21 protein-coding genes and 4 pseudogenes are annotated in these 23,748 nt (G+C 68.2%); 14 read left to right on the top strand and 11 right to left on the bottom strand.

The genetic code is table 11. From position 1 onward, the window contains the following. Positions 1 to 390: 390 nt before the first annotated feature. From IG78_RS52810 to IG78_RS0133275, 5 genes and pseudogenes are all read left to right on the top strand, one after another. Positions 391 to 441 (top strand): annotated as a pseudogene (locus IG78_RS52810) (hypothetical protein); the annotation flags it as partial. A 107-nt stretch (positions 442 to 548) separates the two neighbouring features. Next, a complete protein-coding gene (locus IG78_RS51805; RefSeq protein ID WP_225882329.1) occupies positions 549 to 758 on the top strand; it encodes a hypothetical protein in 210 nt (69 codons plus the stop codon). 341 nt (positions 759 to 1,099) lie between these two features. After that, positions 1,100 to 1,633, top strand: coding sequence for an AAC(3) family N-acetyltransferase (locus IG78_RS52815; RefSeq protein ID WP_404827797.1), 534 nt, complete (start codon positions 1,100 to 1,102; stop codon positions 1,631 to 1,633). Positions 1,634 to 2,062: 429 nt separating this feature from the next. After that, positions 2,063 to 3,229: a cytochrome P450 gene (locus IG78_RS0133270; protein ID WP_051853153.1), complete on the top strand. Its 1,167-nt coding sequence runs from the start codon at positions 2,063 to 2,065 to the stop codon at positions 3,227 to 3,229. Positions 3,230 to 3,605: 376 nt separating this feature from the next. After that, complete coding sequence (locus IG78_RS0133275; protein ID WP_030570595.1) at positions 3,606 to 5,072, top strand: aminotransferase class I/II-fold pyridoxal phosphate-dependent enzyme; 1,467 nt, start codon at positions 3,606 to 3,608, stop codon at positions 5,070 to 5,072. A 94-nt stretch (positions 5,073 to 5,166) separates the two neighbouring features. Here the strand turns inward: IG78_RS0133275 and IG78_RS0133280 are convergent, their stop codons facing one another. Continuing rightward, a complete protein-coding gene (locus IG78_RS0133280; protein ID WP_030570598.1) occupies positions 5,167 to 6,372 on the bottom strand; it encodes an amidohydrolase in 1,206 nt (401 codons plus the stop codon). A 331-nt stretch (positions 6,373 to 6,703) separates the two neighbouring features. Here IG78_RS0133280 and IG78_RS0133285 point away from each other — a divergent pair, with 331 nt between their 5' ends. Both IG78_RS0133285 and IG78_RS0133290 read left to right on the top strand, forming a co-directional pair. Then, positions 6,704 to 6,931, top strand: a complete 228-nt coding sequence (locus IG78_RS0133285) for a DUF5133 domain-containing protein (protein WP_030570601.1) — start codon at positions 6,704 to 6,706, stop codon at positions 6,929 to 6,931. Between the two features lie 31 nt (positions 6,932 to 6,962). Then, complete coding sequence (locus IG78_RS0133290; protein ID WP_030570603.1) at positions 6,963 to 7,412, top strand: DUF6098 family protein; 450 nt, start codon at positions 6,963 to 6,965, stop codon at positions 7,410 to 7,412. 430 nt (positions 7,413 to 7,842) lie between these two features. Here IG78_RS0133290 and IG78_RS0133300 read toward each other — a convergent pair whose 3' ends face one another. The 4 genes from IG78_RS0133300 to IG78_RS0133315 all read right to left on the bottom strand — a co-directional run bounded on the left by IG78_RS0133300 (position 7,843) and on the right by IG78_RS0133315 (position 11,783). Beyond that, a complete protein-coding gene (locus IG78_RS0133300) occupies positions 7,843 to 9,084 on the bottom strand; it encodes a PP2C family protein-serine/threonine phosphatase (protein ID WP_051853154.1) in 1,242 nt (413 codons plus the stop codon). Between the two features lie 760 nt (positions 9,085 to 9,844). Beyond that, positions 9,845 to 10,045 carry a hypothetical protein gene (locus tag IG78_RS0133305; RefSeq protein WP_030570611.1) on the bottom strand — a complete coding sequence of 67 codons (201 nt, stop codon included), beginning with the start codon at positions 10,043 to 10,045 and terminating at the stop codon, positions 9,845 to 9,847. Positions 10,046 to 10,070: 25 nt separating this feature from the next. Next, entirely contained in the window at positions 10,071 to 10,481 is a 411-nt protein-coding gene (locus IG78_RS0133310) for a DUF2795 domain-containing protein (RefSeq protein WP_030570614.1), read from the bottom strand. Between the two features lie 81 nt (positions 10,482 to 10,562). Continuing rightward, a complete protein-coding gene (locus IG78_RS0133315; RefSeq protein ID WP_030570617.1) occupies positions 10,563 to 11,783 on the bottom strand; it encodes a baeRF2 domain-containing protein in 1,221 nt (406 codons plus the stop codon). 401 nt (positions 11,784 to 12,184) lie between these two features. Between IG78_RS0133315 and IG78_RS43050 the strand changes: the two are divergent. The 3 genes and pseudogenes from IG78_RS43050 to IG78_RS51810 all read left to right on the top strand — a co-directional run. Continuing rightward, positions 12,185 to 12,663 (top strand): annotated as a pseudogene (locus IG78_RS43050) (DUF6328 family protein). 107 nt (positions 12,664 to 12,770) lie between these two features. Beyond that, positions 12,771 to 12,872: an NAD-binding protein gene (locus IG78_RS50330; RefSeq protein ID WP_169749736.1), complete on the top strand. Its 102-nt coding sequence runs from the start codon at positions 12,771 to 12,773 to the stop codon at positions 12,870 to 12,872. 50 nt (positions 12,873 to 12,922) lie between these two features. Beyond that, a pseudogene (locus IG78_RS51810) lies at positions 12,923 to 13,288 on the top strand (UDP-glucose/GDP-mannose dehydrogenase family protein); the annotation flags it as partial. Positions 13,289 to 13,394: 106 nt separating this feature from the next. Here the strand turns inward: IG78_RS51810 and IG78_RS50340 are convergent. The 3 genes from IG78_RS50340 to IG78_RS0133350 form a co-directional block, all read right to left on the bottom strand. Next, positions 13,395 to 13,565 (bottom strand): hypothetical protein, encoded by a 171-nt coding sequence (locus tag IG78_RS50340; protein WP_169749737.1) that lies wholly within the window; start codon positions 13,563 to 13,565, stop codon positions 13,395 to 13,397. Positions 13,566 to 13,595: 30 nt separating this feature from the next. Continuing rightward, a complete protein-coding gene (locus tag IG78_RS0133340; RefSeq protein WP_030570624.1) occupies positions 13,596 to 13,787 on the bottom strand; it encodes a hypothetical protein in 192 nt (63 codons plus the stop codon). A gap of 806 nt (positions 13,788 to 14,593) precedes the next feature. Further along, positions 14,594 to 15,142: a hypothetical protein gene (locus tag IG78_RS0133350; RefSeq protein WP_157855963.1), complete on the bottom strand. Its 549-nt coding sequence runs from the start codon at positions 15,140 to 15,142 to the stop codon at positions 14,594 to 14,596. Here IG78_RS0133350 and IG78_RS0133355 point away from each other — a divergent pair. Beyond that, on the top strand, positions 15,116 to 15,688 hold the full coding sequence (locus IG78_RS0133355) for a hypothetical protein (protein WP_225882315.1): 573 nt from the start codon (positions 15,116 to 15,118) through the stop codon (positions 15,686 to 15,688). The two genes, IG78_RS0133350 and IG78_RS0133355, sit on opposite strands and share 27 nt — an antisense overlap. Positions 15,689 to 15,828: 140 nt before the next feature. Here IG78_RS0133355 and IG78_RS0133360 read toward each other — a convergent pair whose 3' ends face one another. From IG78_RS0133360 to IG78_RS0133370, 3 genes are all read right to left on the bottom strand, one after another. Continuing rightward, positions 15,829 to 16,566, bottom strand: a complete 738-nt coding sequence (locus IG78_RS0133360) for a phosphotransferase family protein (protein WP_030570636.1) — start codon at positions 16,564 to 16,566, stop codon at positions 15,829 to 15,831. Between the two features lie 120 nt (positions 16,567 to 16,686). Beyond that, on the bottom strand, positions 16,687 to 17,250 hold the full coding sequence (locus IG78_RS0133365; protein ID WP_030570639.1) for a dihydrofolate reductase family protein: 564 nt from the start codon (positions 17,248 to 17,250) through the stop codon (positions 16,687 to 16,689). Between the two features lie 217 nt (positions 17,251 to 17,467). Continuing rightward, positions 17,468 to 18,643 carry an epoxide hydrolase family protein gene (locus IG78_RS0133370; RefSeq protein WP_030570640.1) on the bottom strand — a complete coding sequence of 392 codons (1,176 nt, stop codon included), beginning with the start codon at positions 18,641 to 18,643 and terminating at the stop codon, positions 17,468 to 17,470. A gap of 103 nt (positions 18,644 to 18,746) precedes the next feature. On the opposite strand from IG78_RS0133370, the gene IG78_RS0133375 reads away from it, so the two are divergent. The 3 genes and pseudogenes from IG78_RS0133375 (at position 18,747) to IG78_RS0133385 (ending at position 23,730) form a co-directional block, all read left to right on the top strand. Next, positions 18,747 to 19,316, top strand: a complete 570-nt coding sequence (locus IG78_RS0133375) for a CGNR zinc finger domain-containing protein (protein ID WP_030570643.1) — start codon at positions 18,747 to 18,749, stop codon at positions 19,314 to 19,316. Between the two features lie 499 nt (positions 19,317 to 19,815). After that, positions 19,816 to 22,841, top strand: a pseudogene (locus tag IG78_RS43055) (CARDB domain-containing protein). A 118-nt stretch (positions 22,842 to 22,959) separates the two neighbouring features. Continuing rightward, the gene (locus IG78_RS0133385; RefSeq protein ID WP_030570646.1) at positions 22,960 to 23,730 is read left to right on the top strand and encodes an ATP nucleotide 3'-pyrophosphokinase; all 771 of its coding nucleotides are present in this window, start codon (positions 22,960 to 22,962) and stop codon (positions 23,728 to 23,730) included. The last annotated feature ends 18 nt before the right edge of the window (positions 23,731 to 23,748 follow it).

Raw genomic sequence — 23,748 nt, forward strand, 5'->3', positions numbered from 1 at the left:
AGCGACATGTTTTAGGTGAATCTTGGAGGCCAGCACACCGCCGGGACGGTAGGCCATTTCCAGGGCCAACGTCCGTCTGAGCATTCTCAAGTTGACCTGTCCGTCGGGGATTGCAGTGAGCCCGAGCCGCTGTCCGGCCGGGGAGTTCACCCAGTTCTAATGACCAGTAAAAACGCCCGCGCTGCGGCAGAAGCCCTGCGGGCACGGCTGAACGTCATCAGCCAACTCGCCGAGGAACATCTTCCCGACCCGGAGGTGGAGGCCAGGCTACGGCGGCTCAAGGACGGTGCCAAGGAACACCGTTCCGGTGAACGCGTCAGTATCCACGGTCGCCGCCCGCTGCTCGATGCCCTGCTCGCGCTGGTGCACAAGCCACAGCAAGGACCCATTGTGCTCGCCGGGCCGGGTGGAGCAGGCAAGACAACGCTGGCCGTGGCACTGGCAGAGGGTGTCCGGGCTCAGGGCGGACAGGTGTGGTGGATCTCGGCTCGCGATCCGGTCACGCTGTCCCAGGACCTGGGGGCCGTGGCGCAGCAACTGGACGGAACGTGTCCGACGTCGAGGCGATCACTCGTGGTAAGGCAGACGCAGCCGACCGGTTCTGGCGGTTGCTCGACAGGGCATTTCCGGACTGGTTGCTTGTGTTCGACGAGGCTGATGACCCCCACAGTCTGGCTGTTGCGAACTCGCCCGCCGGAATCCAGGACCTGACACCATCAGTCTCGTCGATCAAGGAGGCCTGCGATGATCCTGGCTGAACATCTCCAAAGAGCAGCGGACCAGTTACTGCCGCCGGACCGCCCCGTCATGGTGCACGCCTCGCTGCGCTCCTTCAAGGCGCCCGTCAACGGTGGTGCAGACACCGTGCTCGACGCACTGCTGGCGAACGGCCGTACTGTATTGGCGCCTGCCTTCACCGAGCCCCAGTTCGGCGTGGCTGCCCCTGCCTCCCTGCGGCCCGCGCGCAACGGCATCGACTACGCCGCACTCCCCCCCTGCATCGAACCTCGCAGAGGGCACCACGTACACAGTCGACTGCGGCCTCATCAACCCAGGTCTAGGTGCGCTCCCAGCGACTCTGGTCAACCGTCCTGGCGTCGTGCGCGGCACGCACCCACTCAATTCATTCGCTGCTCTCGGCCCGCTGGCGAACAAGCTGATCTCGGCACAGAATCCGACACATGTATACGGCCCGATCCGGGAACTAGCCGCCCACGATGGCCGAATCCTCCTCATCGGAGTGGAACTCAACCGTATGACAGCACTCCACCTGGCCGAACAACAATCAGGACGCCACCTGTTCCTGCGCTGGGCACGAGACAGCGTCGGCAACGTCTCCATGGTCGAGGTCGGATCCTGCTCCGAAGGATTTCCACGACTGGGACCAGCCCTCCGTCCCTACTGCCGTTCCGTGACCGTCGGCTGCTCTCAGTGGCAGGCCTACCCCGCGGCCCTGACACTGGCAGCCGCGACAGCAGCCATCGCCGCCGACCAGACCATCACCCGCTGTTCCGACAGCGATTGCTTGCTGTGTCGAGACGCAGTCGCCGGGGGTCCCAGCACAGCATCACACCAATCTGCCACACAGAACGGCATGGACGAAGCGCTCAAGGCGTCAGGAACACACCTATGAGGTCGCCAGAAGGTGCCACAGTGGACCTTACGCTGCCATTGACTCTGAACAACCCGCGCGCGGGGACAACCTCCTGCCCGCCCCGGAAAAGAACCGAAGCCTCGGACCATCGCCGCACGTGCAGGGTCGACACCGACCCGTACGCCACGCCGCCACCGCGAAGAGAGCATCCCCCGCGCGTGCGGGATCGACGCCACCAGGGCCTGGCTCCGCGTCTCGTGTCAGGACGTGCAGGCGCGAGGTGCTCTTCTGCCGAGGCCGTCGGGCGGGAATAGTCAGACATATACGTCACCTTTTGAGTGACACGGTGAAGGGACCAGTTTCTCACTCCCTGGCACGGGCATCCCGTGGTCGGTATGACATCGGCCCGGGGCCCGGCACTGCCGGTCCGGCGTCCAGGTGCCAAGAAGCCGGGCAGGAGGTGACGGAATGAGGATCAGCGACAGGCGTCAACTCCGGCGAGACCCACTGGCCCACCTCGACAACCTCCGTCGTCGCAGCACGACAGGCCTGATCCAGCTTCCCTGGGGTGGTTGGTGCGTCAGTGATTCCCATCTGGCACAGACACTGCTGCGCAGCCCCGAATATCATGCGGGTAAGTCAGGCTTCTTCGGCGATCTGCTCCCTACACGCAGCGCCCAGGTCGATGTCGGACATGCGGTACGCAACCTTCTGCGGGCGGGCATGCCCCACTACCGCGCCGCCCTGACCCAAGCAGTAACCGAACTCCCCACGGCCAGCCGATGGCCAGCCGCCGGCACCCGGCTGCTCTTCCGTTGCCTCACAGATCTGTTGCTGCATCGCGGCACACCCGCCGGGACGCGCAGATTGCTGCAACGGTCCGCGTACGGAGGCGTAGCGGTCCGCGCACCGCACGTGTGGCAGCGAGCCCGAGCGGAGTTACTGCGCGCACAACTGCTCGCTGCGGTGACCGAACAGGTGGGACACCGCCGGAAACACCCGGCCGGTGAGCAGCGCGATGTCCTGGACGCCGTGCTCAGCGCATGCCCGGCCGACCGGACGTCCGACCGGACCGCTGCCGAGCTGCACTTGATGATGTTCCGGGCGATCATGTCCCCCCTCAGCACCTCACTGGCGTGGACGGTGCTGCTGGCCTGCCTGCACCACACAGCACCCACACCATGGCCATGGCCCGCCGATCACGTAGTGCGTGAGGCACTGAGACACCGCCCGGTGGCCTGGATGGTCGGCCGCACTCTCCCCCGTCCCGTCGACTTCGGTGGCATCGTCCTGTCGCCCGGTGTTCTCCTGTCCATTAGCCCCTACCTGCTCCACCACGACGAACACCTGTGGAGCGCCCCCGAAGCGTTCCGGCCCGAACGCTGGGCCACCAAACGCGGACACGGCCCCTACATCCCCTTCGGCATGGGCCCCTTCATCTGCGCCGGCGCGGCGGTGGCACACACCCTGCTCACCGAATCACTGACCGCCCTCTGTGACAACGCCCGCCTGACCGTCACCGGCGGAGACCCCCGGGCCGTCATGGCTGAAAGCACTGTCCCACGGCCATTTACCCTCCACCGCTTTCTCAGGCCACTGACCACCACACGACAGAGGGGAGGTGATAATCCATGACCGCGATGCGACGCATCTTCACCACCAAGCCCGCGAGGCGCTGGTACTGGTACTGACAACAACAAACACACCCACGGCCCGGACACCCACCAGGCGTCCGGGCCCGACCGCGCCCGCCCCCTCCCAGCGGCACCGGCAGGCGGGTCCCCGGACCGAGCCGCAAGGACTCCTCCCCGCCCCCGGGGTGATCATGTCGCCGCTTACACTCCGGGAGAAGGGGACACATCGGGCAAATCTGTAACCCTTATGGCCGCATCGCCGATCAGTCATCCCGACCCCCGCGCCACCACGGTCGGCCTCACGTGTGGCCGCCGCCTGCGGAGTCACGACAACCAGTGCGGTTTTTGCCCCGTTTCTCCGGGGAATCCGCTCTGCCATGGACCACTCCCAGGCACCCGTGCTCGACGCGCTCGTCGCATACCACGCCGAGAACCAGACCCCGTTCACGCCACCCGGCCACAAGCAGGGACGCGGCGCCGACCCCCGCGTGCGCGCGATCCTCGGTGACGCCGTGTTCAACTCCGACGTGCTGGCCACCAGCGGCCTGGACGACCGGACGCAGTCCAAAGGGGTCCTGGCCAAAGCCCAGGAACTGATGGCCGACGCCGTCGGAGCCGAACACACCTTCTTCTCCACCTGCGGCAGCTCCCTCTCCGTGAAGGCCGCCATGCTCTCCGTGGCCGGGCCGCACGAGAAGCTGCTCGTGGGCCGCGACGCCCATAAATCCGTGGTCTCCGGCCTGGTCCTGGCCGGCATCGTGCCCATCTGGGTGGACCCCCAGTGGGACGCGGGGCGCCACCTCGCCCACCCGCCCTCCGCCGACGCCTTCCGCACGGCCTTCACCGAGCACCCCGACGCGCGAGGCGCCCTGGTCACCACGCCCACGCCCTACGGAACATGCTCCGACCTGTCCGCGATCGCCGACATCTGTCACGCACACGGCGTGCCCCTCATCGTCGACGAGGCGTGGGGGGCCCACCTGCCGTTCCATCCCGACCTGCCGACCTGGGCCATGGACGCGGGCGCGGACCTCTGCGTGACCTCCGTACACAAAATGGGCTCCGGCCTCGAACAGAGCTCCGTCTTCCACCTCCAGGGCAACCTGATCGAACCCGCGGTACTCAAGAACCGCGAGGACCTGCTCGGCACCACCAGCCCCTCCGTCCTCATCTACGCGGCATTGGACGGCTGGCGCCGGCAGATGGTGGAACACGGCCACGGCCTCTACGACAACGCGCTGGCCCTGGCCGCACGAGTACGCGCCCAACTCGGTGAGATCGAGGGCATGCACGTCCACGGCCGCGAAGACTTCTGTGGCCCCCGCCTCGCCACCGACCTCGACCCCCTGCAGATCACCGTCGACATCACCGCCCTGGGTACAACCGGTTACCGCATCGCTGACTGGATCCGCGAACACCACCACATCAACCTGCACCTCTCGGACCACCGCCGCATCAGCGCCCAGCTCACCCACGCCGACGACCACCGCAGCACCGAAGCCCTGACCGCCGCGCTGCGCGACGCCGCCGCCCACGCGGAAAAACTGCGCCCGGCCTCCCGGGTCCAGGTACCCGACCCCTGCGAACTCCGCCTCGAACAAGTCATGCTCCCCCGGGACGCCTTCTTCGGACGCACCGAACAAGTGCCCCTGGACGAAGCGGTGGGCCGCATCAGCGCCGAGATGCTCACGCCCTACCCGCCCGGCATCCCCGCCGCCCTGCCCGGCGAACGGCTCAACACCGAGGTCCTGCAGTACCTGCACAGCGGGGTCGAAGCCGGCATGGTCGTACCAGACGCAGCCGACACCCGGATCAGAACAGTACGAGTATCCGCAGAAGACTGACCAACAGCAGCGACAACCGGGACCGACACCCACAAAGCCGCCGCACGCCGGGCACCCCCCATACAGGGACGCCACCACCCACACGCGGTTGAGATCACAAACCGGCCGCAGCCTTCTTCTCGAAGGCCGCCCAGGCACGTGCAGGGACGTCCGGCCTGAGCAGCACATCAGCGGCCGTGCCCGCCAGGGCGCGCGCCGCGGCCAGCATGACCCGGCGCCCACGCGGACCAGCCGCGGCCCGCGCGAACTGCGGCGTGTGATCGGAGCCCTTCGACCCCATGATCGCGACAAACGGATGGATCGCGGGCACCCGCGTGCTGACATTGCCGATATCGGACGACCCCAGATAAACACCCGCCTCCGGCTCCGTAAGAGTGATTCCCGCAGCCTGAAGATGCCGCGCGAACAACCCCGACAGAACATCATTGACGCGAAAATGTTCATAACGGCCACCCACATCAGTGACTTCCGCCGTAGTGCCGGTGGCGAGGGCCACACCCTGCGCACACGAACGCAGCTCGTCCACGAGTTCGGCAAGCGCGGACGTGGTTTCGCCGCGCAGTCCGAACAGGCCCTCCGCGTAGTCGGGGACGATATTCGTGGCCCGACCCCCCTCGGTCACGATGCCCTGGATGTGCGATCCGGCAGGCAGCCGCCTGTCCAGAACGCCGAGCGTGTTGAAGAGCTGGATCAACGCCCCCAGCGCGTCGATGCCCTCAGTCGGGTTGCCCGTAGGGTGTGCGGCCCGGCCGTGGAAACCCACTCTGACCTGAGCGCTCGCTGTCAGCGGTGCCCATGTCCAGTCGTAGACACCGGGATGGAACATCAGCGCCGCGTCCACCCCGTCGAACAGGCCCGCCGCCACCTCGTCGAGCTTGCCGCCGCCGGTCTCCTCCGCGGGCGTCCCGACGGCCGACAGGGTGCCGGCGATCGGGTCGAGCGCGGCACGCACGGCCAGCGCCGCTCCGAGCCCGGCCGCCGCGATCAGGTTGTGGCCACAGGCGTGCCCGAGCTGGGGCAGCGCGTCGTACTCCATCAGCAGCGCGACGCTGGGCCCCCCGCCGAGCTCGGCCGCCGTCCCCGTGCGAGCGGTGAACGCGGTCGGCAGTCCCGCGACGCCGCGCTCCACCAGAAAACCCGCCCGCTCGAGCTCACCTGCCAGGAGCCCGGCCGCCCGCCGTTCCTCGTAGGCTGTCTCCGGTTCACGGTGCAGGGCGAGGCTCACGTCCCAGAGCCTGTCGGCGCGGGCAGCGACCTCCTGCTCGATACGGGCATACACAGATTCCAGGCTGTGTGTCACGTGACCTCCTCGACAGGACCCGCGCGGTCTCCGCGCGTCGGCACGGCACGTGTTCCACGGAACATGCGGGTCAATGCCCAACGCCAGGGACGCCCTGGCCGACGAGGCGACCAGCCGCTGCTGGAGGGAGCTGCGACGCGCCGACCGGAACATCGCAGCCATGCCGGTTACCCTGCTCATAAGGACGCCGCGCAACCGTGTAGAGAACCGCAAACGTCCGATTGCATGGCCCCGGTCTCGCAGTCATGCAATCGCACGCATAGGTCTTGGGCCCCAGGGCAAGCGAATCGGTGTATTACCCATGTGAAAGATGACGAAAGGGAGACTCCTGATGCTCATGGCGCACCCGGCGGTCCTCTGTGACCTGATCGAGGAGTACGAGACGCTGCGGCTGCTGCACGCCGAGAGTGGCACCGAGCAGGCACGGCAGCGTATGGACGACGTCGCGTACACCTTGTGCGTGTCCACTGGTACCCGTGACATCCAGACCGCGCTCGTCGCCGGACGCCATCGGCTTCCCGGCGCCCGGGCGACGGACGATTCCCTCCTCCCCGTCTGAACGTCTTTCGAAGTCGCGAGCGCGCAGGATCATGATCCACACCGAGAGACTGCCGACGTTTGCAGGCCTGGACGAGCTGACCCGGCTCGTCACCAGCCGCCGCGGTTTGTACGTGCGTTGGTCCCGCGGCCCGCAGCATGATCTGCCCGAGGCAGCCAGCACGGACGACCTGACCGGGGTGAAACTTCCGGGGCTGTCCGCCAACTGCCTGGACATCGAGGCCTGGTGGGGACAGCGCCCCGTACACGTCTGGGTTGCCCGGCGGCTCTATGACTACTGCCACCTGCCTCGGGTCAAGGACCCCCACGCCCGTCCCTGGCTTCTGCGGGGCCGTGAAACCGCCCGCGGCCCCGACAACGAACCTCTGGTCATCGACGTCGCACCGCTCGGCTGGATCGCCGACCACGTCATCGACGACGCCCGCGGCATCATCACTGGCCTGCCGGGCAACTGGGGGCCCCTGCACCGCGGTACGACCTGAAAGACGGGACCCCGCAACCGACCAAGGGGCGCGTCGGGGGCGGAACCCTTTCGCAAACCCCACTGAACCGCCGAAACCTGCACGAGGACAGTGGGGCGCCGGGGAGCACGTGGTTCAGAGGCTTTTGCGCGCGATGACGGCGAGCGCGGCGGCTGCGAGAAGGACCCAGGCCAGCCCGGCGAGCGCCCTTTGACCGACACCCCGGACGTGCTCATACCTGTCGCGTCCCGTATCCGGTCGTAGCGGTCAGCGGCACCCCCAGGAGGACGTCGGCCTGCGCCGACTCGGGGTGGCGTGGGAGGCGACCCGCCACACCTATAACGGCACGCTTTACTCCGGGCCGCCACCGCGCTGTTCGAGCATCTGGCCGAACGGCCGTTCGTACGCAGCCGCCGGTTTGGCGAGGTCGGCAGCAGGGAGTGACCAATGCTCACCGGCGGCCATTCGCTTCCCTTCCATGCTGGTCCACGGCGGTCGTGCCGCTCTCGCCGTGCCATTCGCACAGCAGGACGGTGGCGTCGTCGTTGAGTCGTCCGTTGTGGTGGTCGAGTACGGCGTGGACGAGGCGGCGCAGTGTTTCGGGGGTGGCCAGGCCGTCGGCCTGGCGGCGGATGATGAAGTCGACGAAGCGGTCGTGACCGAACTCGCGGCCCTGGTCGTCACGGGCCTCGACGATGCCGTCGGTGTACAGGAGCAGTTGGTCGCCCGGCTCGAGATGCTCGCGGCACAACGTCACCGGAAGGCCCAGGCCGGTGCCCATGGGGTGGGTGGGCGGGCAGCCGAGGTGAGTGGTCCAGCGTCGGCCGCGGATCAGGACCGGAGGGTGGTGACCGCAGTTGATCCAGGTCAGGAGGCCGCTGGTGAGGTCGAGGTCGGCCAGGACCGCTGTTGCGTACCGGCTTCGGGTGAACTGCTCCATCAGGTTCGCTTCGATGGCGTCACGGGCTTCGACAAGGCCTTTGCCCTGGCGCCGCTGACTGCGGCAGGTGGCCATGGCGAGGTTGGCCGTGAGGCCTGCCGATGTGTCGTGACCCATGGCGTCGAAGACTGCGAGGTGGGCCGTGTCGCCGGCCAGAGCGTAGTCGAAGGCGTCACCCGCGGTGGCGTAGGCGGGTTCCATCGCGGCGGCGATCGTCACCCACTTGTTCGAGAAGGTGCGCGGTGGCATGAGGGTCCACTGCATCTCGGCGGACACCGACATGGGGTTGATCCGGGTGAGGCGGGCGTGTGAGTCGCTGTGGTGCCGTTTGGAGACCAGCAGCATGCCCAGGAGGGAGGCTAGGTCCTCCATCGCCGTTCGGATGTGCTCGTCGGGGGTGTGCACGGTCTCGACGCTCAGTACACCGAGGCGCTCGGTACCGTCGAGCACCGCAAGCCAGTGCTGTATGTGGCCGTCGGCGGTCGCGGTGTGTGTGCGCCCGCTGGTGAAGACCCGGCCCGCCAGCGTGGCATCGATCCGCAGCTCCTGCCCGCCCTGCCCCGCGTCGCTGCCCAGTCCGGTGACTTCGCGCAGCACCACTTCCTGCAGATCGGCCAGGTAGAACCGTGCACGGTGCAGACCTGCCTTGACGGCGTGGCTGCCGATAAGGGCGGGCAGTTCCTCGAAGGCGGAGAGGTGACTGGAGCGCAGCAGGGCATGAAGCATACGGGCGGAGTCTTCGAGCGACGTCATGCGATCAGCCTGTCGGACAGGGACGGCCCGTCCGCCCGTCAGCCTCTGGGACGCGGGCAACGGGTCCTGTTGATCGGCAGACGAAAACGAGAAGCCCAATCGAATGTCACCACCACCTTACGGCCGCAGTACCGGGCGATGTGGCGAATCACGGCGGTTGCCCTCCGCGGCACGATTGCACTCCCTGGTGGGGGCGTTCACGACGTCGCCGGGGGGCGAGATGGCTGAAAAAGTCTGTGTGGGTCTCGCAATTCTGGTGACTCGACATCTGTTGCAGACCGCGCGCCACCATGGCCGGAGCAGCGGCTTGGCCAGCCGTACGCGGTCGCGGTGACGTTCGGGGCGACGACCTCCTGATCGTCGGTGAGGTCGGTGTCCACGAAGCCGCCGCCCCCAGCCCAACCCGGCGTTGAAGGCGGCGAAATCGATCGTCAGGCCATCGAGCAGGGCCACCGTGCTGCGCCTGCTGCCTCCACGGGCCCGACCGGACGATTAGTTCGTTTCTCCGGTCGCCAAGCCCTGGTGAGGAGGGCAGCTCATCGGCACTCCCAACCCTTGTACGACTGCCGTACGTCTAACCCGCAGAACAGCGCTGACAGCACCTGTGCGCAGACCGTAGGACATCGGAGGCTTGGTAAGGGGTGGCGGCGAGCAGTGCTGGTCGGGGCGGTGCGGCTCCGTGCGGACCGTGATCGATCACAGTGCGCGGATGTGATGGCCGCTGCATTCAGCGGGGGCGGGACGTCGAAGGGCTATGGGGTCAGTCGGCGTTTTCGGTTTGCTCGCCCTTCGGGCCCCGGCCGCGTTCGGTGCGCGGACCTCGGCTCTGCCAGTCGGGATCGTCCTGGAGCGTCTCGTTCGCGGCCTGGCCGGCCTCCTGGTCGCTGACTCCCGACTGCTCCGCCTCCTTGCGCAACCGCGCCCGGCGGGTGTCGTACTTCTTGCTTCCTGGTTCAGGCATGGCCGTCGCCTCCTGGGATCGTGTCTCACTCCGCCTGGCGGCGGTCGCTCTCGGTTGCGAGGAGTCCGGACACATTCGCGTACGTGCCGCTGTCCGGCAGGCTTCGCACGAAGTCCAGCAAGGTGTCCGGCGCGTGGTGTGCTTGGAGGGCTTCCAGTACCGTCTGCCGGTCGGCCGGGAAGACGGAAGGTTCCAGGTGGCGCGCCAGCTCCAGGCGCAGTGACTCCGTCTCGCCGTCCGCCCGGGCTTGCTCGCGTTCCGCGCCCGGCGGGGGTACCGGTCCTCCCGGGTCGACGCGGATGTCGTCGTCCGCCGGGGGCTCGGGGTCGTTGCCTTCCTCCACGTGCGTGTGCTGGCCGGACTGGAGATAACCCTTCAGTTCGTGCTTCAGCTCGTCGTCCTTGCGGGGACCGACCGGGTTGCTGCCTCGCTCCATGCGCGCGCACCTCCGCTGACTCTTCCGAATCGTTTGTTTTTGATTACCGTGCGCTACCGGACGGGTCGGACGTCCAGTGGGCTAGTACGTCCAGCGCAGCAAGGCGCCGATGCCCCCGGCCGGGGTGTCGGTGTCCGCCGTGCCGACCGCGCTCGTCGTGCGCCCAGGACGGGCGCTGACGTCCGTGTCGTCCCTGGTTTCCCGATCCGCGTCGCCCGACAGGGAGGGCTCTTCGTCGGGTACGGGGATGAGCAGTACGTCCGCTCCCGTGGCGGCGGCCGAGCGCAGCAGTGCGTCGTCCGCGCGTACGGAGACAGGGTCGCTCTCCCCCAAAGTCTGCGCGTCGCCTCGCCGGACCGCCACTTGGTCGGGCTCGGTGCCCACCCAGGTCTCCCGGCTCAGGTCCGGGCCACCGGGCCGGAGCAGCAGTGTGTCGATGCGGTGTTCGCGGGCGGCCTCCACCACGGCCGGGACGCCCTCGACCGCGTCCGTCGGCCGGTCGGTGCCCACCCGCCCGGCGCGGAAACGGTCCATGGCCACCTCGACGCGACGGGCGGCGCACTCGCGGCGGGCACGCTCGATGGCCTCTTCCAGCGCCGGGGAGTCGGAGCCGGCGGCCCGCCCGCCGTGCTCGGTCTCCACCGTGGCCTCGCGAACGGCGTCGGGGAGCTTCTCGCGCACCACCGACCGCTCACGGGGGTCGCCCACGAGGACCGCCACCTCGGCGCCGGACTCCTCGTACGCCGTGACCAGTGCTTCGGCGATCTCGCCTGCGTTGTGCTCCCAGGTGTTTTCCACCTTGAGCTGGAAGTGCCGCTCGGACCAGTCCGACGTGGACGTGCGGTGGACGGGCCACTGCTGCCCCTCGACACCGCCCGCGTCTCGCGGCCCCTCGGCTCCTCGGCGTTCGAAATCCGCACCCGTGCGGTCGATGTACGCCACAAGACAGACGGGGTCCTGGCCACACAGCTCCAGCAGTGGAGCCAGGCGGGGCAGCGGGGACCAACACGCGATCTGCCCCTGCGGGGCCCGGGAGAGGCGAAGGCTCAGCACCACTTCCCCGCCGGCGGCGAAGAGAGCCCGGCCGGCCGGGTTCTCCGCCACCGACATGCCGGCCAATGCCTCACCGACCGCCTCCTTGGTCACCGCGTCGGCGCCCTGCTCCTCCAGCGTCCGGCGCACCTCTCGTACGGACAGCTCACGCCTCTTGGCACCCGACTCGTCGTGCCGGCCCGGATCGAAGTAGACCGTGGCCCACGGACCGGAGCGGTCGAAGAGCGGTTCAAGGAAAGACAGTTGCATGCTTCCTCCTCAGTCGTCCCGGTTCCTGCGGGTTCACGGAGTTCCGGCTCAAGCGCCCGGACGGCAGGGAAGGACACACGCGAGGATCTCGACCTCGAACGTGCTGGGCACAGGCCCGGGCCGCCGCAGTACTCGCAGGGGCACTGCAGCGGCGCCCCGCGCTTTCCGCGCCGGCTTTCCCAAGCTACCGCCGAGCGTGGCGCGGGCCAGATGGGTTGAGCCGTACGGGTGAGATGGCCGATCAGACTTCGCCACGTACACGAGTGCCGGATCCGGTCGTCCAGATGGGGGGGGTGGACGGAGCACGACCGTGACCGACCACCGCACCATCGTCGGCAAGAAACCATCTGCACGGAAAGGTGCGGGCGGGGCATCCGGTTCCCTCAACCTGGGAGGATGCCATGGCCATGACGGAGCGACCGGTCGAGTCGGTGCAGGAGGGCACCGCCTGCTGTGCCGACCACCACAGCCGGGATTGGCGAGCCGAACGTGCCGAAGAGCCGGAGACGGCGCGCGAGAGTCAATCGTCGCTGGCACGAGATCCTGCAGGAGACGAGGGTCGCCCAGACGGGTGTGCAGATCCTCTTCGGATTCCTGCTCAGCGTTGCGCTCACCCGTGTCCCTGCACCGCTTCCTGTCGGGCCAGCGCATGAAGGACGAACTGGTGGAGACCGCAGAGCGCCTGATGACGTGTGGCATGGTCCTCCTGGCACTGACCATCGGATGCACCCTCCTGTTGATCCTGCGCATCGTGATCCCCGGCCCTCTCGCCGAGACCCTGGCCACAGGGGTCATGCTGTGGTTCGGCATCCGCTGGTACGCACTGCCCCTGAGGCTTCGCCGCCGCGTCGGTCGTCGCTCCCGCATCGACAGCGCGTAGCGTGCTCCTTTCGCTGGGAGTCACCCGTCTGCCCACCGCAGCCCTGTCGGCTCCCGGGCAGGCCTGCTGGCGCGCGGTGACCGTGCGCGGCGAAGCGGGAGGACCTCATGCGTGTCGCAGTCGTCGGACAGGGCTACGTGGGGGTGACCGGTGCCATCGCCCTCGCCCGGCAGGGGCACCGGGTGAGCGGGATCGAGCAGGACCCGTGAGGGAAACCGCGGTCTTGCTGCCCGCACCGTATGTGGTGCTCAAGTCGACCGTGCCGCCAGGAACCAGCGAGGCCCTGCCGGCCGCGTATCCGCGGCTGCGCCGGCGCTACGCGTACAACCCGGAGTTCCTCAATCAGGGCAGCGCACTCGACGACTGGACCAGTCACTCCCGGGTGGTGTCCGGAGCGTGGTGCGAGGCGATGACAGACGTCCTGCGTGAGCTGTACGGAGCGCTGACCTGCCCGTGGGTGACCACCACGCCCACCACCGCGGAGATGGCCAAGTACATCAGCAACACGTTCCTGGCCATGAAGATCAGCTTCTCCAACGAGGTGGCCAGGCTTTGCGCGGCGCCGGAGACGAACATCGACGACGCGCTGCGCACCGCGGGCTGCGACCCCCGGATCGGACACGCCTTCCTGCCCGGGCTCGGTTTCGGCGATTCCTGCCTGCCGAAGGACGGCGCGGACCTGACCGTACGGCCGCCCTCGACCCGGAGGGCGGCGGGCACAGGCGTGGTCGTCACGTGTCGTCCCGCACGTCCTCCGGTTCGATGCCGGCTTCCTCCATCGCCTCGCGCAGCGTGCGACTGGTGGCGCCGTTGTCCTTACCGGCGTCCTCCCGGTCGGCGCCCGTCGCGATGACCTCGTCGGTGGAGGTCGTCTTGGGGCGGTTTTCCTCAGGGACGGTCATGCTCTCTCCTCGCGTAGGAAGGGGACCTGGTCAGGCCGGGTGGTCGGGCTGCTGTTCGGGAGGAGTGCCGCCGCCCTCGCCGCCGCCCTTGTTCCCCCGGTCCGTACCGTGGGCGTGCCCGCTGCCCTTGGCGGGCTGTGCGGCCTTGCGGGCCTGGCTGTCCTGCGGGGTACCCGCCCCCTTGTCGCTGCGCCGCAGCTCAGGCTGCTGAGGATTCGACATGAGTACTGCTCCTTTCCTGCGGACCTTGCCTGCGCGCGTCCGCCGTGGCGCGCTTGCCGATCACTCGGGTAACCCGGCCCACAAGAGACGAAACACGCGCAGCTCTGTGACAGCGATGGCGACAACGACCAGTCCCGTTCAGTTCGCGGGCACGCGCCCAGCACCGCCTCCGCAGAACCGTCACACTGCGCTCCGCCGGTCAGGCTCCGCCAGGCCTGGGACGCTGCACGCCGAGAACGGGAAACCCCGGCGGCGAGGCCGCTCGGCGGCCGTCGCTGCACAGCAGGCCGACGCGGAGCCCGTACTGCCGGGCCGAGTCCTCACACAGCGGTCGGCGTGGCCGGGCCGTTGCGGCGTTCGGGCGGCTCTCATGGTGCGGCGCAGAGCGGTCTCCGCGGCGTCGATCAGCGGATCGCCCTCGGTCCGTGGATGCCGTGCGACACCGAGTTCGACATCGTGGAACGCGGGCAGGGCGTCCGCGTCGTGGCAGGCCGTGCCCGGTTCGAGGTTCGCGGGGAGGGGCGGCAACGCGGCCCGGGCAGTGCGGACCGAGACGAGGGAATTCAGGTCGAACGTGTCGGACGACTGCTGCAGCACGGACGATCACACCGGAGCTCAAAGTCACCGGCGTGACCGGCGTGTCCGTGGACCTTTCCGAGTCCGGGTCCTGCCGATGTTCCCGGCCTGACGCCCGCGTGCTCCATGGTGCTCAGGCCGCTGCTCCGAGCGCGAGGGTCTGTCCCGGCGGGATGGGGTCGGCCGCCGCTGGTGGCGGCCGATCCGCTCCCTGTGTGCGGTCGCGGTACTCAGGTGGCCTTGCCGCGGGCGATGTAGAGGTTCATGTCGGTGAAGTCGACGGTGATGTTGTAGGGCTTGTGGAAGCTGTGGAAGAAGGCGGCTCGAATGTCGAACCCGTAGGGGGCGAGCGTGGCCTGTGGGTGCGTCTCGCAGTAGATGTCCTTTGCGGCGGCGTCGCCGAGGCGGATCTCCTTCGGGTAGCAGGGGTAGGTGACGGCTGGGTGGCTGTGGGCAAAGGTCCCGATCGGGCGGTCGTAGTCGCTGCGGATCCCCAACTGCTCGGCCGTCTCCCCGAAGACGACCGCGGCGCTCTCACCGCCGCTTCCGCCGAAGTTCACGCCCACCACCCCTGAGCGGGAGCCTGCGACGCCGGTGATGCTGCCCCTGGTGTGCAGATACTGCTCAGCCAGCCACAGCGGCAGGGCCTCGGCGCCCGCCCGTGCGGCGGCGGCGCGTACCTTCCTGGCCGTTTCGGGTGTGCGGCGGCGCAGGATCAGATGCCGGCCCGCGTAGTCGAAGGTGGTCAGCAAGTGGGTGAAGACCCAGGTGCCGATCATGCCGGCGCTGTCGGTGCCGACATCTTCACCCGACTCCACGGCAAACTGGTGGTCAACGTCATGGCCGGAGTCCGCATCGACGAGCTGCGCCGGACACTCGCCACCAACGCCCAGGTGGTACGAGCCATCCCCCTGCCCACTGTACGAGAGCGCCGCTCCGTCACCGTGACGTGCCCCTCGCATCCGGCGGTGAACGCCTTCTTCGAGCACCTGGGCGGGGCGCTCCCGGTCGAGGACGAGGCGGCCTTCGACGTCTTCTCCGCCCTGACGGGGACGCTGACCACGCACTACTCCTACCTCGTCACGCTCGCCTCATGGGCCGCAGAGCACGGCATCGCCGCCGACGACGCGGACAGCTACGTACGCAGCCTCTTCCAGGGAGTCGGCCGCTCCCTGAGCGACGGGACGCGCTCCCTGCAACAGCTCGCCGCCGACCACGAGACCCCGAAGGGAAACAACGAACGCATCCGCACCACGTGGTTCGGCCCGGCCAACTCCGAAGCCCTCCGCAAGGCCCTCGACGGCCTGCTCGCCGATCTGAGGTAGTCCGGGCAGTTGTACACCGGGATCCGGCTGCACGGGCCGTGCCGCCTGCGCATCCGCTGGGAGATCCGCGACGGCATCCACCGCGCGTTCGTCACCCTCGGCTGCGCCGTCCTCCAACGGCGACGACGAGCCCGCGCTCCTCACATCCGGGATCTCAGCACGTCGACCTCACAGCCCGGCGCGGACGGGTCGAAGCCGTGCTCGACCAGCCAGCGAACCCCCAGCAGGCTTCGCAACGACCACCACGCGCGGATCACGTCGAGGTCGACGTCGGTGCCGTAGCCGGCGACGACGTCACCGAGGTGCTCCTCGTGTCCGAGCGTCAAGGTGGCGAGGTCGAACAGGGCATCACCCTGCCCCGCCTCGGACCAGTCGATGATGCCAGTGACCTCGTCGCCTTCGACGAACACGTGAGCGATCTGTAGGTCGCCGTGCGTGAACACCGGAGTCCACGGCCGGAGCGCGGCCTCGGCGACCTGGCGGTTGCGGGTGACCAGGTCGGCGGGCAGGACACCGTTCGTCACGAGCCACTCGCACTCGCTCTCGAGTTCCGCCGCCAACTCGTCGAGGCCCCGGCCGGGCCAGGGCGGCAACGGAGCGTCGTGCAACTTCCGGATGGCGGCGCCCGCCGCGGCCCACGCCGCCGGCGACGCGGTCGACGGCTCGCCGAGGCGGCCGAGCACCGTCCCCGGGACCGCGGCGATCGTGAGCACGGGCGGCTCGCGCCACAGGACCTTCGGGGTCGGGACCGGTGCCAGGGCCATCGCCTCGACCTCGACGTCGATGCGCGCCTGATCGGCGTCCACCTTCAGGAACACGTCGCCGACGCGCAGAGTCGCGCGTTCGGAATGGGCGACGACGACTTTGACCTCATCCATGGGCGATCAGTATCCCGGGGCCGACCGTCGGCGTCACCGGATTTATCGCGGCTGCCCTGCGCGTGCCTGGCCGGTGCCGAGGAGCCCTCCCGGGCGGCGCTGCTGCGGGGTACCAGGCCGCTAACGCGCCACCCGGTAGCGGAGGTAGACGACCTTCGAGCCGAAGGTGCGCGTCTCGGCGAGTTCGAGGTCCACCCGGCGCTCGCACCGGGGAAAGAACGGGGTGCCGCCGCCGACAAGGACTGGGTGGACCACGGCCCGGTACTCGTCGATGAGACCCGATGCGGCCGCCTCGGCGGCGAGCGTCGCGCCGCCGATCGCGATCTCGCCCTCCCCCGGCTCGGCCCGCAACCGCTCGATCTCCTCCGCCAGGCCGCCGGAGGCCAGGCGGGCATTGCCCCGCACCTCCGACAGCGTGGTGGAGAACACCACCTTGGGGAGCGGCTTCCAGAGCGCGGTCCATTCGAGCGTGGCGTCGTCGAGCGAGGGGTCCTGGTCGGCGGTCTCCCAGTACAGCATCGTCTCGTACAGCCGTCGTCCCAATAGATGGACACCGACCTGACGGATGTCGTCGATCCAGAAGCGAAAGACCTCCTCGTCGGGATCCGTCCAGTCGAAGGTGCCGTCCGGCCCGACGATGTAGCCGTCGAGTGAGACGCCCATCGAATAGGTCACGCTGCGCATCAGTCGTCCTCCTCGGTGACGGGTTCGACAGTACGACCGCCGGACGCCGCAGGACTCATCGCAGTTCGCGGAGCCGGTCTCTCGGCCAGGGTCGCCTGGGAACGGTGCCGACCCTATGGGTGCCTCACCCGACGTGCCGGAGCGACACCCGCCGATGGCCCGGCCACGTTCACCGCCGATGATCCGGCCACGTTCACCGCCGATGATCCGGCCGCGTTCACCGACGGGCGGCCAACACTGCCGCGAGGCCCTCTTGCAGATCCTTGACGAAATACTCGGGAACCTCAAGGGACGGGAAATGGCCCCCGATTTCGGGCGACCTCCATCGGACGATCTGTCGGTACCGCTCCTGTGCCCAGGGGCGCGGGCACTTCTCGACGTCGCGGGGATACATACTGAGTGCCGACGGGACGTCGACCCGGAGTTCGGGGTCCAGCGAGTTGTGGCTTTCGTAGTAGATGCGGGCCGCCGACGCACCGGTCCGCGTCAGCCAGTACAGGGTGACGTCGTCAAGAACGCTGTCCATGGAAATCGTCTCGAACGGGCTGTCCTCGGTGTCTGACCACTCGGCGAACTTGTCGAGGATCCAGGCAAGGAGCCCGACCGGTGAATCGACGAGCGAGTAGCCGATGGTCTGCGGTCGGGTCGCCTGCTGCTTCGCGTACGCCGCGCGGTGGCGCCAGAAATCGCGGGTTTCCTCGGTCCACCTACGCTCGACCGCGGTCAGCCCGTCCGTCGGCAACCCGGGCGGCGCCTCCGCGAACGTCGTGTGGATGCCGAGGACGTGCGCCGGGAACCTGCCGCCGAGAACCGTGGTGATATTCCCTCCCCAGTCGCCGCCGTGGGCTGCGAACTCGCTGTAGCCGAGCCTTCCCATCAGTTCCACCCACGCGGCCGCGATCTTTTCGGTTCCCCACCCGGTGGTGGCCGGCTTGTCGCTGTAACCAAAGCCCGGTAGTGACGGCACCACGACGTGGAACGCCGGCGCGTCCGCGTCTTTCGGATCTGCCAGCTCCTCCACAACATCGATGAACCGAACGATGCTGTCCGGCCAGCCGTGCGTCAAGATCAGAGGAGTGGCATCGGCACGCGCGGACCGGCGGTGCAGGAAGTGGATTCCCAGATCATCAATGGTCGTACGGAACTGACCGATCTGGTTGAGCCGCTCTTCGAACGACCGCCAGTTGTACCCGGTGCGCCAGTAGTGCACGACATCGACGAGGTCGGCGAGAGGCACGCCCTGCTCCCAACGGCGAGGGTCGGGCGCGGGGCGAAAGACCGTCTCAGCCTCGGGCAGTCGCGCCGCGGCTAGTCGCGCGCGCAGATCGTCCAGGTCGGCGTCAGTTGCGTGGGCTTCAAATGCTTGCACGTCGTCGTTTGTCGGACGGGGCATGAGACCTCCTGGCCGTCGCGGAACCGGCTACGATCTATCGAGAACCGGCTAAGACGGTTCTAGCAGCTTCCCGAGGCGCGCGGCAACCAGCTAAGGTGGTTCCATGTGTGCCGCGTTCCCTGACTTCCGCCTCGGTAGCGTGCTGGCGACCAGCTTCACGGGGACTCTGTCGGAGCGTCACGGCACGGCTGTGGAGCGCATTCCCACGCCGCACCGGCTCGTCGACTGGCTGGTGGTGAGCGGCCTCGCCGTGGACTCCTGCACCATTGCCCAGCTCGACCTCGCTCGGGAACTTAGGGAGTCGATTCACGCCGCCGCGACAGCGGCCGCGCTCCAGGAAGCTCTCCCCGCGCGTGCCGTCCACGTCATCAATGACTGCAGCGCTCAGGGCCGGGCCGCGGCGATCCTGACGCCAGAGGGCAAGCGGCGGTGGCGGCTCAGCTCGGCTTCCCGTGTGGAAGATGCCCTCGGCGTGATCGCCGCCGACGCGATCAGCATCATCGCGGGCGAACGAGACGGAAAATTGGCCTTGTGCGCATCACCGAGCTGCCAAGCCGCCTTCTTCGACACCAGCCAAAGCCGTACCCGCAAATGGTGTGACATGAACACGTGTGGGAATCGCCAGAAGAAGGCGCGCTTCAACGCCAATCAGCGCAAGACGGGGCAGCCTTAGAAGAGGGCCAACGGGTTGACGAGCATGCCGGTCAAGCCGTGGATGCGCGGCGGCGCGACGGTGAGCATAAATGAGTAGCGCAGCAACTCGGCGCAGGCCGCGTCGAGTTCGCCGGTGGTCGGCAGCCCGGGCGCGAGCCTCGTCGTCGATGAGGTTGAGGGTGTCGGATCGACGTAGAGCCAGTCGACGTACTTGTGACTGCCGCCAGGGCATGGCCATGCACTGACATATGCGGCTTAGCAGCCATATGCAGGCGCGAACGAATTCGCGAAGCTGCGACCTTGCGACCTTGTGACCGGGGCAACCATGCACCCGATGAACTGTCGATTAATTGCAGTATCTGCTCAATATCTTGCACTCCAGTGTTGATGGCGCTTGAGTACAGGCCAAGCCCAGCCCCGCGCACCGGCAGGAAGATGTCCCCGCCGCCCATGCATTGCCGAATATGCACCTTCGATATGTCATGTTCACGCCATCCCCGAACACCGAGAGGCACACCGTGAGATGGAAACAACGGAGCCGACGGAACATGATCCTCTGGCTCGTCGCCGCTTTGACAGCCGTCGGGCTCCTGCCCGTCGCCGCCGCCCACGCGGCGCCGACGGAAGAGAAAGCTGCAACCCAAACCGAAACCACCACCGAGACCAGGACGACCGTCAATCTGGCGCTGAAGAAGCCGATCGAGGCGTCCTCCTCCACCCAGCACTACTTCGCGCCCAACGCCAACGACGGCAGCGTGAACACCTATTGGGAGGCGAGCGCGCACCCCTCGACGCTGACCGTGAAGCTCGGCGCCGACGCGAACCTCACTTCCGTCGTGCTCAAGCTCAACCCGGACCCGGCTTGGTCGACCCGTACCCAAACCATCGAGGTGCTCGGGCGCGCTCAGTCCGCCGACGGCTTCAGTACGGTCGAGGCGAGCGCCGACTACACCTTCTCCCCCGCCTCCAACCACAACACCGTGACGATCCCGGTGTCCGGACGCTACGCCGACGTCCGGCTCAAGATCTCAGCGAACAGCTCCGGATATGCGGGGCAGGTCGCCGAGTTCGAGGTCAACGGTGAACCGGCCCCCAATCCCGACCTGACCGTCACCGACTTGAGCTGGCAGCCCGCACAGCCCAGCGAGAGCGATGCCATCAAGGTCGCCGCCACGGTGCGCAACACGGGTTCGGCCGCCTCGGCCGCCACGACAGTGGACGTGAGTCTGGGCGGCACGGTCGCGGGCAGCGCCAAGGTGGGCGCGCTCGGAGCCGATGAGTCAGCCACGGCCTCGGTCGACATCGGCAAGCGCGCGCAGGGAAGTTACACCGTGTCCGCGGTGGTGGATCCCGACGACACCGTCGCCGAGCAGAACAACGACAACAACAGCCGGACCGCCGGCACGAAGCTGACTGTCGGCAGAGCCCGGGACCCGACCTCCAGGTCACCGGCATCACGTCCAACCCGGCCAACCCGGCAGTCGGCACCGACGTCACCTTCTCGGTGAAGCTGCACAACCGCGGAACCAGCGCCGTGAACGCCGGGTCAGTGACCCGCCTGACCGTGGGCGACAAGACGCTGAGCGGCACGGCACCCGCCATCGCCGCGGGCGCGAGCGCGGGCGTCGACCTCGCGGGCAGGTGGACCGCCACCAGCGGCGGCGCCACGCTGACCGCGACCGCCGACGCCACCGACGTCGTGGACGAGACGAACGAGGACAACAACGTCTTCGCGCGCTCCATCGTGGTCGGGCGTGGCGCCGCCGCGCCATACGTCGAGTACGAGGTGGAGGACGGCAAGTACGACGGCACGCTCCTTGAGGCGGACGCCGAGCGCACCTTCGGACACACCAACTTCGCCACCGAGTCCTCGGGGCGCAAGTCCGTACGGCTCACCTCGACGGGTCAGTACGCGGAGTTCACCTCGGCCGGCGCCGCCAACTCCATCGTCGTACGCAACTCCATCCCCGACGCGCCGGGCGGCGGCGGCCAGCAGAAGACACTGAGCCTCTACGCCGACGGCAAGTTCGTGCAGAAGCTGACTCTGTCGTCCAAGCACAGTTGGCTGTACGGCAACACGGACCAGCCCGAAGGTCTGACGAACACCCCGGGCGGCGACGCGCGCCGGCTCTTCGACGAGTCACATGCGCTGCTCACCCAGACCTACCCCAAGGGCACCACCTTCCGTCTGCAGCGCGACGCCGGTGACGACGCCGCGTACTACGTACTCGACCTGGTCGACCTGGAGCAGGTCGCACCGGCGGCGAGCAAGCCCGCCGCGTGCACCTCTATCACCGAGTACGGGGCGATCCCCAACGACGGTATCGACGACGCGAACGCGATCCAGAAGGCCGTGACCGCCGACCAGAACGGCGACATCGACTGCGTGTGGATCCCGGCCGGGCAGTGGCGTCAGGAGAAGAAGATCCTCACCGATGACCCGCAGAACCGGGGCCAGTACAACCAGGTGGGCATCCGGGATGTGACGATCCGCGGCGCCGGTATGTGGCACGCACAGCTCTATTCGCTCATTCCGCCACAGGACGCGGGCGGCATCAACCATCCGCACGAGGGCAACTTCGGCTTCGACATCGACGACAACACCAAGATCTCCGACATCGCCGTCTTCGGCTCGGGCACCATCCGGGGCGGCGACGGCAACGCGGAAGGCGGCGTCGGCCTCAACGGCCGCTTCGGCAACAACACCAAGATCGCCAATGTGTGGATCGAGCACGCCAACGTCGGCGCCTGGGTCGGGCGCGACTACAGCAACATCCCCGAGCTGTGGGGGCCCGGAGACGGCCTGGAGTTCAGCGGGATGCGTATCCGCAACACCTACGCGGACGGCATCAACTTCACCAACGGCACCCGCAACTCGACCGTCTTCAACTCCTCGTTCCGCAACACCGGTGACGACGCGCTCGCCGTATGGGCCAACAAGTACGTCAAGGACCCGTCGGTCGACATCGGCCACGACAACGCGTTCCGCAACAACACGGTGCAACTGCCGTGGCGGGCCAACGGCATCGCGGTGTACGGCGGTTACGGCAACAAGATAGAGAACAACCTCATCCACGACACCATGAACTACCCCGGCATCATGCTCGCCACCGACCACGATCCGCTCCCCTTCTCCGGGCAGACCCTGATCGCCAACAACGGGCTCTACCGCACCGGCGGGGCGTTCTGGAACGAGGACCAGGAGTTCGGCGCGATCACACTCTTCGCCCAGGGACCCGACATCCCCGGTGTCACGATCCGCGACACCGACATCCACGACTCGACGTACGACGGCATCCAGTTCAAGACGGGTGGCGGCGCCATACCCGACGCGAAGATCAGCAACGTGACGATCTCCAAGTCCAACAACGGCAGCGGCATCCTCGCCATGGGCGGCGCGCGCGGCAGTGCGACACTCACCCATGTGAAGATCAGTGACTCGCGGGACGGTGACATCCTGGTCGAGCCCGGCTCACAGTTCGTGATCCATGGCGGCGCCGCGCAGGCCGCCCCCGGTGTTCCGGGGACCAGGCAGGGGCTGTAACGACAGCGAAGGGCGACCCCGTTCCCCGGCATCCGGGAAGCGGGGTCGGCCGTAACCGGGCGCGCGCCGGGACCGTTGTGCCTTCCGCAAGATCATCCACCAGCGTGAAGGCGGAGCCATGACGACCGGTACGACCACCACTCCCCCCATCGGCCGAAGCCTCCTCACGGCGGCGCTCGCCACCGCGCTCGCCCTCGGTGCCGGACCGGCGGCAACCGCCGCGCCCGGCGACGACGGCTGGAGGGGAGAGGGCGGGCTCACGCTGAGCCCCGCTGACAACGCCGAGGTCAACACCTACATCGACCGGGCGAAGCAGGCGGAGCGGTCGATCAGCGTGGACGTGCGCACCGCCGCGCTCGCGTCCGACGCGGAGCTTGTGGGCTTCGACAACCGCCTCAAGTCGCCCGACTCCCTCAAGAGGAAAGTCGCCACCTCCCTCAAGGAACGCCCCGAGAAGAACCTGGACACGGTCCTCGCGGGCCTGACCGACGCCGTCCGCTACACCCTCCAGTGGCCGGACGGCGCCTACACCGACGGCGTGGCCACGGCGTCCTCCCTGCTGTCCGCCTGGGGCAACGACACCACCAAGTGGACCAACACCTGGGGCCGGGTCAGCGGCTACAAAGGCCTCAACACCGGCTGGCGCGCAGCACGCTCCGGGCAGCTCTTCGAGGTCCAGTTCCACACCCCCGCCAGCAAGCACGCCCAGGAAGTGACCCACGCCCTGTACGAGGAGCAGCGCCTGCCCTCCACAAGCCCGGCCCGGAAGAAGGAGCTCCAGGCCCAGCAGGACGCGGTATTCGCCGCCGTTCCCCTGCCGCCGGGCGCCGACCGGTTGAGCCCGCCGACCCCGCTTCGGGCCCCGCTTCCGGTCTCGGCGACGGGCTGACCAGGAGCCATGCGCCAG

The sequence above is a fragment of the Streptomyces aureocirculatus genome (assembly GCF_000720475.1).
Taxonomy (GTDB): domain Bacteria; phylum Actinomycetota; class Actinomycetes; order Streptomycetales; family Streptomycetaceae; genus Streptomyces; species Streptomyces aureocirculatus.

Coding starts and splice junctions, on each gene's coding strand:
- IG78_RS0133300 (WP_051853154.1), bottom strand. CDS start 9,084: ATGACGTCGCTCGAAGACTCCGCCCGTATGCTTCATGCCCTGCTGCGC.
- IG78_RS0133375 (WP_030570643.1), top strand. CDS start 18,747: ATGTGTGCCGCGTTCCCTGACTTCCGCCTCGGTAGCGTGCTGGCGACC.
- IG78_RS0133360 (WP_030570636.1), bottom strand. CDS start 16,566: ATGGATGAGGTCAAAGTCGTCGTCGCCCATTCCGAACGCGCGACTCTG.
- IG78_RS0133340 (WP_030570624.1), bottom strand. CDS start 13,787: ATGTCGAATCCTCAGCAGCCTGAGCTGCGGCGCAGCGACAAGGGGGCG.
- IG78_RS0133310 (WP_030570614.1), bottom strand. CDS start 10,481: ATGGAGCGAGGCAGCAACCCGGTCGGTCCCCGCAAGGACGACGAGCTG.
- IG78_RS0133370 (WP_030570640.1), bottom strand. CDS start 18,643: ATGCCCCGTCCGACAAACGACGACGTGCAAGCATTTGAAGCCCACGCA.
- IG78_RS50330 (WP_169749736.1), top strand. CDS start 12,771: ATGCGTGTCGCAGTCGTCGGACAGGGCTACGTGGGGGTGACCGGTGCC.
- IG78_RS0133385 (WP_030570646.1), top strand. CDS start 22,960: ATGACGACCGGTACGACCACCACTCCCCCCATCGGCCGAAGCCTCCTC.
- IG78_RS50340 (WP_169749737.1), bottom strand. CDS start 13,565: ATGACCGTCCCTGAGGAAAACCGCCCCAAGACGACCTCCACCGACGAG.
- IG78_RS0133285 (WP_030570601.1), top strand. CDS start 6,704: ATGCTCATGGCGCACCCGGCGGTCCTCTGTGACCTGATCGAGGAGTAC.
- IG78_RS0133350 (WP_157855963.1), bottom strand. CDS start 15,142: ATGATCGGCACCTGGGTCTTCACCCACTTGCTGACCACCTTCGACTAC.
- IG78_RS0133365 (WP_030570639.1), bottom strand. CDS start 17,250: ATGCGCAGCGTGACCTATTCGATGGGCGTCTCACTCGACGGCTACATC.
- IG78_RS0133290 (WP_030570603.1), top strand. CDS start 6,963: ATGATCCACACCGAGAGACTGCCGACGTTTGCAGGCCTGGACGAGCTG.
- IG78_RS0133275 (WP_030570595.1), top strand. CDS start 3,606: ATGGACCACTCCCAGGCACCCGTGCTCGACGCGCTCGTCGCATACCAC.
- IG78_RS0133315 (WP_030570617.1), bottom strand. CDS start 11,783: ATGCAACTGTCTTTCCTTGAACCGCTCTTCGACCGCTCCGGTCCGTGG.
- IG78_RS0133270 (WP_051853153.1), top strand. CDS start 2,063: ATGAGGATCAGCGACAGGCGTCAACTCCGGCGAGACCCACTGGCCCAC.
- IG78_RS0133305 (WP_030570611.1), bottom strand. CDS start 10,045: ATGCCTGAACCAGGAAGCAAGAAGTACGACACCCGCCGGGCGCGGTTG.